Raw genomic sequence first — 10,826 nt, 5'->3', positions numbered from 1 at the left:
AGTCTGTGTGTAAATTCAGCAATGGATACATTTACAAAGCGATAGACTAACTCAAACATCAAGCTGTGCTTCAGCCTACGCTAATCGGTATTGGTTGCGACCACTGCCTTTTGCAAGGTAAAGTGCTTGATCGGCAGCCAATATAAATTTTTGAATTTGATCAGATTCAGATGGAATGATTGTTGCTGTGCCGATGCTAATCGTTACAAATTTTGAAATATGGCTAGCTGGATGTGGAAGTTCAAGTGATTGAATACGGTGTAATAAATCGGCTGCCAAAGGTTTAATCTCAGCTTCAGTTAACATCGGAAAGAGGAGTAAAAACTCTTCGCCACCATAGCGCGCGGCTAACTCACCACTTCTATTGGTAATTTGAGATAAGACCTCTGCAATTTGGGTCAGGCAGATGTCACCCGCCTGATGTCCTAAATGATCATTATAATTTTTAAAAAAATCGATATCGATCATCATGATGCTTAACGGTTGTTGATGACGTAGGGCATAACGCCATTGCTGTTCTAAAGCTTCAGATAACTGACGACGGTTTGCAAGCCCAGTCAATGGGTCATGCTCTGTCATTTTTTTCAATTGTTCAGATTGTTTTTGCATCTCATTTTGATGCAGTTCAATAATACAATTTTGTAAGAAGTTTTCACGGTGTTGACGGTCAATTACATAGGCAATCGCCATACCCAGAAAGCTACTATAGGTATAGGTACGATTTAAGAACGTCCAGTCAATTTGAAAATCAAAAGCTTTAGTAATGATGTATCCAATCAAGCCACCGCACCAACCCGCAACGACGGCAGTATAAAAACGCATACCAACAAAGGCATAGATGATGACCACGGCATACATCATGGCAGCATGTAATAGCGCATCATTGTGATAATTACCAATCATGGTAATGATGATAAATGTGATCGCAACAGCGCACATCGAGCCTAAACAAGTATAAGCATCAAAATAAGGGTTCAAACGCGGAACAAAAGATAAAACCCATGCACTCAGAATGATAATCCCCACCCAAATGTACAGAGAAATCCATAAAACTGCGTCATGACCCGCAGGGATCACTTGATAAATACCCGAACATAACAGGGCATACAGGAGAAAAATAATGATTCCGCGAAAACGAAATTCTTTCGCCGCTTCATCACGGTAGAGCGGCTGATAAATGGATTCTAAATTTGGCGTAAAATAAACTTTATTTAATCTAGTTTTGATTAAACCCTCAATTTCATCCCGATGAAGTAACTTTGAGCCTTTTAATTTCATAATTCGATATGCTCATAAAAAATTTAGGATATGCGCACGACATTTTGTCTATATTTAACCCGTATTTATCTCTAATATAAGATTTGTATAAAATTTAACAAGTGATTTTGAGTTTTAAAATGATTAAAAAATAAAGGCTTATATAATAATTATGTGAATATTGGCATATTCAAGTAAATGCAGAAATAAAAAAACCGATCTTGAGATCGGTTTTAAAATATGTGGTTCGAATTAAATGTATTGCTCTAAGGTTTATAGAGGCCAAGTTCAATCAAATGCAGTCGTAGTATACGGCGCAGTTCGAGTACAGCTTCTGGGGTTTCTTGAATTGAATGACCACCTTTAATGATCTTTTCTGAAACAGCACCCTCTAAATGTGCACTGGTGTATGGCACCACATCATCCGAGATTACATTTTTATCTTGGCTATTTGTGTTATTTCCCATAATTGAGTGGAACTTCAAACCTTTACGCGGCTGAATATCTTCTGTGAGCGCAATAAATTTAGATTGATGGCTTAAGTCACTTGGTCCATTTTGGATTAAGCCATGGTCGATTTCACGGAATAAATCTTTCAGGTCTTCTTCCTGAGTTAACACATCACCCATAGCTGATAAGAAAGCGCCCGGAAGTTTAATGATTTTTCGAGCAGCTTTGGTAAACCAACGATCTGCATATTCAGTACCACGATGCGGTGCAGCCAAGAAAATCGCACGGCTGAAATTTGGAATATCGTCAATCACCATACGCTGCTTCACGACTGGAATATTACGGTACTGATTTAATTGACGTGAGTTCATCATTTTTAAAGCAGATTGTGTGGTATCCGCTTGGCTAACCAGTAGTCGAGCAATAATGCCACCCATACTATGACCAACTAAAACAGCATCTTTTTTAGCTGCAGCATTGGCGTCGACTTTATTAAAGGTCTGGGTCAATATGGAATAAATTTGGAAGCGACTTTCAATAATCGGCATGTTGGTTGAATAGAACACTTGCCACACTTGATAATGCTCACGTAGCACAGAATCGCCCATAATATCGTTGGTGAGACGAATCCATGCTTCAGGGCTACTAGCAAGACCATGTACCAAGACGATGACTTTTTTGTCAGGATTATATGGTTCAAGCATGTAGAGATGCGGCATCGTGAGTTTTTCATCACGGTCAATTAGGGATAAATACGCGGCCTTACCCAAGTTGTTTTGTGCTAACCAAAGACCATAAGGTGCAGAAAAATTGGCTGCAAGGGCATAGTTTTTATTGGCAATATTGACCAGTTCATATTTGTACGGGTCGTAAGCCTTAATTTGAAACTCATGTTGATTCAAAATTTGATCAACTGAAGTTGTGGTGCTTAGAGGTTCAGCCGTTAAGGTTGCAGCTAAATAGCGCGCTTGATGGATGTTGGGGTTTGAACCAGACGGATATTTAAAATCAATCGGGTTGATAATGTATTTGGCTTTGCCTGTTTCAACTGTATATTCTTCGGGTAAAACCACAAGAAATTCGGAACCAAAACCATCACGACGGGTAATAGAACGTAAACCTGAGAAGTTGAGGTTATAGGTTGACATCAATTGTTCAATTTTACGATTTTTGAGTTCTGGGTAATGGCTGAAGTCAATATGATAGGTTGTCTGTCCGACTTTGATCTGTTGAGTGACTTCTTGAGGTTTATAACGTAGTGCATAACTGCTAACCAGTTTGGCAATCCCTTGATTATAGAAATCTCGGATTTGAACTTGGCGGTTATCAAAAATACGGTCAGCAGGCGCACGTTTGGTTTTAAACATGTAGGCATAGCTATAGCGGATACTTTTATCCAGTAGCGTCAGCTGTTGATCTAAACATTTGTTATATGTGTCTTGCTCAATTTTTTGTTTTTCTTCTGATTTGTGGCTAGTCAGTAAACCTAATTTACAGGCAGAAGAAGACTCATATTCGATGGCTTTGGCTAAATATAATTCACTTGCCGTAGACAATAATTGTTCGTCTTGAATTTGAGGGATCTGTTGTAGTTCCTCAACACAGGCTTTCGGGTCTTCTATACACGCTTTGGCTTCACGACCTGTCATCGACAAGACATTTAAACTGGCTTCGCTAAGTTTGTTTCTAGAAATAATACTTTCACGTTCATTGGCAATAGAAACGTTGAGTTTTTGGTTTTTGACACTGACGACCTGACATCCACTCAGTACGCTGGTACTCATGATTCCAAGGAGCAGTATTGTTTTAGTATTTAGCTGCATAAAGGGGTCGCACATTGGGTTGAATATTTTCAAATCATACGATAATTGTCAGGATTTTCAATTCGCCTTAAATGAAAAAAGACCGTTAAAACGGTCTTTTTTCAAAAGAATTTTCTAAATCGTTACAATTAAGACGCAGCTTTAGGCGGATTTAAAACCTGCCAAACATTCCAACGGCCTTGCTTTTCAATTTCTTGAATTAAGCGGTCAGCGACTTCGCCTTCTTGTGGGTATTTGACTTTATAGTTCTTTAAGACCTGAATTGCGTTCTTTTTTTGTTCCATCGCAATGTAGTTATTTGCTGCAGAAAGATACGCTTCTTGAACACCCGCTTTCATCGCTTTGTCTAGGTATGGAATCGCTTCACGTTGACCGCCACCTTCAGATAAACCAAAACCGAACCAGAAGTTTGCTTCAGCATCATCTTGGTTGATTTTTAAAATACGCTGTGCGTAAGTTAATGATTTAGTGGTGTATACAGAACCTAAGTCAAGGTTACGTGCCATTACACTGGCTTTAAATGCACGAACTAAAACATCAAAAGAAGCGTTGTCTTTAGATGCAAGGGTATCTAATTTTTGCGTCACTTCTTTAAGTTTAAGTTCAAATCCTTTACGTTCTTGGCGTTGAACAAAACGTGGTGGATAGTGACGAGCTTTACCTTCGACGAGCTGTAAGAAATCATCAATTTCAGTAATGTCGATTTCATTATCACCCGCTAAAGCAGCAAATTTCATTGAGCGTTCTTTGCTGTCTACGATTGGAATAATCAGACGGTTTTCTTCAAGTGTCAGTTGTTTAGATGGGTCGGTCGGGCTAGTTACCACCATCTTAGTCACAGGCTGTGCTGCAGCTTTTTGTAAATTTAATTCAAAAGGAGGTGGCGCATCGTAGTTAAATGGGTTGAGTGCGTAGAACGGTGGAGTAAGTTCAGGCTCTACAAAAATCATGGCATCTTTAGGTGCATTATTTTTAGTTGGGGCGCTTCCACAAGCGGCAAGGGTTAAAGCAATACAAGCAACTGCCAAGGGCTTAAGCGTCATATGATTCATCCATTAATTTATTTTATACAAAAAAGCATGTTGGTCAGTCTAAAAAAACTCTGAACAACATGCAAGTTAAAGGCAACTTATTCTGATTGCTTTTGGTTAAGCTTTAGATTGATTACTTTGAGCTTCGCATTCGCGGCGCACATCTTCAATGATTTTAAGTTCTTCCTGACTAAAAGGTTGTTCATTGAGTTGTTGCTTTTTGAACGTTGGGTCAAGGAGAGACAAACGCTGACACAAATTATTCATACGTTTTTCATTGTGCTGAATACGATCCAACAACACACGCATACCTTCTAACATCGGGTCAGTTTGGTCTTGTGTTGCAGCATACGGTTGGAAGCCAATACTTTCTGCATAATCGCGACGACGTGTTTCAGCTTCATCTTTTGGTTTATCTTTTGTGATAAAGCGTGCTGGATTACCTACAGCGGTAGTATCCGCAGGAACTTCTTTGGTCACCACGGCATTTGAGCCGACTTTGGCATTTTTACCTACCGTAAATGGACCTAAGATCTTTGCACCAGCGCCAACCACTACACCATCTTCCAGGGTGGGGTGACGTTTGCCTTTATTCCAAGTTGTGCCCCCTAAGGTCACACCATGGTAAAGGGTGACATCATCACCAATTTCGGCTGTTTCACCAATCACCACACCCATACCGTGGTCAATGAAGAAACGACGACCGATTTTCGCACCCGGATGAATCTCAATGCCTGTGGCAAAGCGGCTAAAAGAAGACAATAAGCGAGCTGAGCCTTTACACTCTTTTTTCCAAAGTTCATGTGCCATACGATGCATGATCAAGGCATGAATTCCTGGATAAGTGGTTAAGACTTCGAGCGTATTTCGTGCAGCAGGATCGCGCGCGAATACAGCCTGTATATCTTCTTTGAGCTGCTTAAGCATTAGATTGATCCTCATTGTCTGTAGATTTTTTCCATGTTCCGTTATTTAAAGCCTGTACTCGGCTAAAGATGCCACGTAATAAGTGGTATTCCATACGATCTAATTGTATACGTCCAAATAGGCGACGCAAGCGTAAAGGTAATAATCTTGGATTTTTTGGATCCATAAATTCAATCTCTGCCAGCATTTTTTCAATATGCGGGTAGAACTGTTCCATCATTTCATGGGTCACCAAAGGTTCATCCCATTCCATATCGATGTCATCTGTCACATGCATGTTGGCATCAGGATTTGCAGTTAACTCAGTAAGTGCAAGGGCAGCCATACGCATTTCATAGCAAATTACCTGAATCGCTTGGGCAACGTTCAAGACGCCATATTCAGTATTCACTGGAATAGTGACATGGTAGTTGGCCATTGCCAATTCTTCATTGGTCAAACCACGGTCTTCACGGCCAAACACCACGGCAATTTCTTGTTGTTGTTCACAGACCGCTTTGAGAGACATTTCAGCAGCAGGGCGAGCGTCAAGCAATGGCCATGGGATGGTACGACTACGCGCACTGGTACCAAAGACAATATGACAATCTTTAATGGCATCTTCTAATGATTCAACGATTTCAATTTGATCAATTAAATCGACAGCACCGGCAGCCAAGGCATTAATGTCTGGATGCGGGTAAGTCTTAGGTGCAACTAAGACCAACTTTGAAAGTCCCATGGTTTTCATGGCACGTAATGCACTACCAATATTTGCGGGTAATGTTGTATTCACCATGACAATACGCACATGGGAGAGATGTGCTGAAACCGCAGCATTGTCAGTTTGATTCATGATATTTCCAATATGTTTATTTAAAAAAGCAGTTCAAACAGCGTTTAAACTTTAAGAAAATTGATTGGCTTCTGCTTGGTATAAATCCATGGCATCATCCATGCTCATCCCATCTGGCGGTGGAGGAACTTGTGCAGGAATAGAGGCTTGTTCATAACTCACCGCTTTGGCTGCTTTGGATTTGACGTGATATTCAACATGCAAAGATTCTTTACCAAAGTAGTCACGCAGCTTAGACAGTAGCTCATCCAGTGGGGCAACTTTCCAGTTTAAGCCCAAATGAATGTCAGCCGTTGCATATGGGTAGTCAATATATAACTGCACAGGAATATGCGTACACATATCAACATTGCAGAAAGGCAATAGAATATTTTGGATATCGCTTGAGAGCGTTTTACTAAAATGTTCAGGGGTTAATTTGATTTGAATCGCATTGGCACGTTTTTGACGGATTTCATTCAGACTGAAGGCTTTAGTTAAGCGGCCCATTGGGCGATCAAAACCTTCACGCTCATAAATTTCACCTTCAATTACCACCACTTTTTCGTTTTGAATTACATCTTTGAAACGGTTAAAACGTTCGTGATTCGCAGACACTTCAATACGTGCTGTACCATCATCGAGCGTTACCATCATACGGTTCGGGAAGTTGGCAACATCGACTACTAGACCTGCAAATACCGTGGTGACACCACGTCGTGTAGGCGTAAGTTCATTAATACGCTGTGAAATAAAGGCTTTTAACTCTGGGCGATACACATCAATCGGGTGACCTGTTAAATAAAGGCCGAGTGTGTCTTTTTCACCTTTGAGACGAACTTCATCAGACCAAGGTTTGACTGGTTTGGCAGGTTTACGCTGAACTTCTTCCACTTCGCCAAACAGGTCCATCATACCTGTTTCGCGGTTAGTGCGTGCTTGATCCGCCGCTTGAACGGCTTCAGGGAGCTGTGCCATCAAGTCAGCACGTTCTAAACCTAAACAATCTAGTGCGCCACCACGAATCAATGCTTCAAGCGTGCGCTTATTGATTTTTTTCAGGTCAATACGATGACAGAAGTCAAACAGGTCTTTATAGGGGCCATCTTGGATACGTGAGTCAATTACAGACTGCATGGCAGCTTCGCCGACGCCTTTGATTGCACCTAAACCGTATACGATGGTTTCTGGATCACTGGCATGGAAGTTGTACAAAGACATATTGACTGATGGAGGTAAAACTTCAAGACCGTTAATTCGACAGTCATCGATCAAAAACACCACGTTGTCGGTGTTTTGCATTTCCGAGGTCATCACCGCTGACATAAATTCAGCAGGGAAATGTGCTTTTAACCAAGCGGTTTGATATGCAACAAGGGCATAGGCTGCGGCATGGGATTTGTTAAAACCATAGCCTGCGAATTTTTCCATATAGTCGAAGATATGGTTGGCCGTATCTGCATCAATACCTTTGGTTGCAGCACCTTCAGTAAAGATCTGACGGTGCTTGATCATTTCTTCGACTTTCTTTTTACCCATGGCACGACGAAGTAAATCCGCGCCACCCAAGCTATAGCCGGCGCAGAACTGCGCTGCCTGCATTACCTGTTCCTGATACACCATAATGCCGTACGTCGGTTCAAGGACACTTTCCAGTAATGGATGTAAGTATTCAAACTCGCCACCATGCATACGGAAAATAAAGTCAGGAATCAGATCCATCGGGCCTGGACGGTATAAAGACACGAAGGCAATAATTTCTTCGAACTTGCTTGGACGTGCCTCTTTCAGCATTTTTTTCATGCCGACGGATTCAAACTGGAAGACCGCTGTGGTATTGGCATCTGCGAACACGGCATAGGCAGGTTTATCATCCAACGGAATCAAGGAAATATCGACAGGTGTGGTGATATCTGGACGGGCATTGATGTGCTTAATGGCATCTTCAATTACCGTTAAGTTACGTAAGCCCAAGAAGTCGAATTTGACTAGGCCGGCTGCTTCCACATCGTCTTTATCGAATTGGGCTACACGGTTCGTCCCATCTGCATCACAGAGTACTGCGGAATAGTCGGTTAACTTGGTTGGTGCAATGACCACACCACCGGCGTGCTTACCTGTATTACGGGTAATGCCTTCAAGTTTGAGTGCCATTTCCCAAATTTCTGCTGCATCGTCGTTATCTGGGTTTGATGGGTTGGTGACAATATCTTTGAGCTGTGGTTCGGCCTCAATCGATTCTTCCAAACTTAAACCTAAAGGCTTGGTCGGAATCATTTTAGAAATACGGTCAGCCAAACCATAGGATTTACCCAAGACACGGGCTACGTCACGAATCGCACCTTTTGCCGCCATAGTCCCGAAAGTTGCAATCTGAGATACTGCATCACGACCGTATGTTCGTGCAACATAGTCAATGACACGGTCACGACCTGCGATACAGAAATCGACGTCAAAGTCGGGCATCGATACACGTTCTGGGTTTAAGAAACGTTCGAAAAGTAGGTCATAACGTAGTGGGTCAAGGTCGGTAATTTTTAAACTATAGGCAACCAAGGAGCCTGCACCCGAACCACGGCCTGGACCAACAGGGACGCCATTACCTTTAGACCATTGAATAAAGTCCATGACAATCAGGAAGTAACCTGGGAATTGCATGGTCAGGATGATCCCGACCTCATAAGCCAAACGCTCATCATAAGGCTTACGAATTTCTGGCCAGTCGTCACCACGCTGTTCGACAGGATATAAATGCGCTAAGCGTTCTTCTAAACCTTCTTTTGATAAATGTTCAAAATAGGTGTCAATGGTATGACCTTCAGGGATTGGATAATCGGGAAGGTCATGGAAGCCTAAACGTAATGACACATTACAGCGTCGTGCAATGTGATAGGTGTTTTCAATAGCTGTTGGAATGTCTGAAAAGAGCTCAGTCATTTCCGCAGCAGTTTTGAAATACTGTTCAGGACTATAATTTTTAGGACGACGATTGTCCCCAAGGACATAACCATCGGCAATACAAACACGTGCTTCATGCGCTTCGAAGTCTTCTTTACGCACAAAGTGCACATCATTATGTGCAACAACACCAATGTTAAATTTCTTCGCAAGTTTTACAGCTTCATGAATGAAGTCTTCTTCACCCGAGCGCTCAGTTCGGGTAATAGCCAAATAAACACGATTGCCAAATTTTTCGACCCAGTCGGCTAACAATGGTTCAGCTTTTTGCGGGTTGGACGAGCAAAGCATTTTGCCGACATCACTTTGCATACCCAGTAAAACAATCAGGTCTTGGTGCTGATTTAAAATCCAATCTTTTTGTACGCAAGGAATATCAAGCTGTTGACCTGAAATATAGCCTTCAGAAACCAACTCGGTCAGACTACGCCAACCTTTATTGGTCATCGCGAGGAGTGTGACTTTGTGCTCAGCATCATTCAAACGAAGGGTCGAACCAAAAATCGGTTTAATGCCTTTATCTAAGCTCTTTTTATAGAATTTTACAGCCGCATGTAGATTTGAAAGGTCAGTGATGGCTAAAGCAGGCATTTCATCTGCAGCTGCAGCTTTTACAAGATCAGGTATACGTACAATAGATTCAGTAACGGAAAATTCTGTAAAAATACCAAGATGTACAAAGTGCATAGATGAGTCCCTGCGAAAACAGCTGATGATTTTAGCATGCTCTGAGATCAAACTTGCGTTTATTGCATGGCTTTATGCAGATTTATAAATTCACTGTTTAAGCAATAAACGCTGTATGACAATCACGATTTAGCAAGCAATACCTTGATTCACTGAAAAGGCAGTTAATTTGCCATTTTTAAAGTTGAAGGCTAAGTTGCCAATATAGGGTAAATCATAGTTTTGCGGCTCTTTTAGCACGGATTTAGCATGAGCAGGTGAGAGTAAAATCACATAAGCCACTTCATTTGGATTGGCTAATTTTGCACTTTTAGGAAAGTCTTTTACAAATTGTTGAAAGTTATATTGGCTTGTCAGGTTTTTTGATCCAATTTGAATTTTATTGTGTATTAGCGTGGAGTTATCCCATTCCATCCAAACAACCCCTTTGGTTTGTCCAAGTTGGGCGATGCTGTTTTTATTCTTATAGAATGAATCATTTTTAACTTGAGGATTGTCCTCAGCATAAATTTCAAATTTTAGAAATTTACCTTTTGATGTGACATGAAATTCAGTATTACCGGTACATTCTGAATATTCATATTTTGGTCTCACTGGATTTTTACTGATTAATGCATTTACTTTTGATGCAGGCAAGGGTGAGGCTAAGTCAACATCATTCACCTTAATACTAGTCACATAGTCATAATCAGCAATTGATGCAGATGCTGCTGAAGTGATTAATATCGTTGTTGTGAAAAAAGTTAAGCGGAAAATTTGTGCTGGCAGTGTTGTTTGCATGGGGAATATATAATCTTGTTCTTTTGATGTTTTGTCGTAATTCAAGTTTTTGGAAATGTAATGTTGAAGGACATATTTTAAATTTTATGGTGTTGCTAA

At 41.0% G+C, this 10,826-nt stretch carries 7 protein-coding genes; all 7 read right to left on the bottom strand.

The annotated features are described in order from the left end of the window. Positions 1-75: 75 nt before the first annotated feature. Positions 76-1,278 carry a GGDEF domain-containing protein gene (locus B1202_RS01460; RefSeq protein WP_078188749.1) on the bottom strand — a complete coding sequence of 401 codons (1,203 nt, stop codon included), beginning with the start codon at positions 1,276-1,278 and terminating at the stop codon, positions 76-78. Positions 1,279-1,523: 245 nt separating this feature from the next. Then, on the bottom strand, positions 1,524-3,491 hold the full coding sequence (locus B1202_RS01455) for an esterase/lipase family protein (protein WP_416202498.1): 1,968 nt from the start codon (positions 3,489-3,491) through the stop codon (positions 1,524-1,526). Positions 3,492-3,658: 167 nt separating this feature from the next. Beyond that, positions 3,659-4,573, bottom strand: a complete 915-nt coding sequence (locus B1202_RS01450) for an ABUW_2363 family tetratricopeptide repeat lipoprotein (RefSeq protein WP_078188747.1) — start codon at positions 4,571-4,573, stop codon at positions 3,659-3,661. 105 nt (positions 4,574-4,678) lie between these two features. Continuing rightward, positions 4,679-5,488, bottom strand: a complete 810-nt coding sequence (cysE, locus tag B1202_RS01445; protein ID WP_078188746.1) for a serine O-acetyltransferase — start codon at positions 5,486-5,488, stop codon at positions 4,679-4,681. Continuing rightward, the gene (locus tag B1202_RS01440; protein ID WP_078188745.1) at positions 5,481-6,323 is read right to left on the bottom strand and encodes an RNA methyltransferase; all 843 of its coding nucleotides are present in this window, start codon (positions 6,321-6,323) and stop codon (positions 5,481-5,483) included. The genes cysE and B1202_RS01440 overlap by 8 nt, the downstream gene beginning before the upstream one ends. Before the next feature lie 51 nt (positions 6,324-6,374). Then, positions 6,375-9,947: a DNA polymerase III subunit alpha gene (gene dnaE, locus B1202_RS01435; RefSeq protein ID WP_078188744.1), complete on the bottom strand. Its 3,573-nt coding sequence runs from the start codon at positions 9,945-9,947 to the stop codon at positions 6,375-6,377. 129 nt (positions 9,948-10,076) lie between these two features. Next, a complete protein-coding gene (locus B1202_RS01430) occupies positions 10,077-10,727 on the bottom strand; it encodes a hypothetical protein (protein WP_078188743.1) in 651 nt (216 codons plus the stop codon). Between the last annotated feature and the right edge of the window lie 99 nt (positions 10,728-10,826).

The sequence above is a fragment of the Acinetobacter amyesii genome (assembly GCF_002018365.1).
Lineage (GTDB): Bacteria > Pseudomonadota > Gammaproteobacteria > Pseudomonadales > Moraxellaceae > Acinetobacter > Acinetobacter amyesii.
The sequence above is the reverse complement of the archived record's forward strand: the minus strand, read 5'-3'. Positions and strand labels throughout refer to the sequence as shown.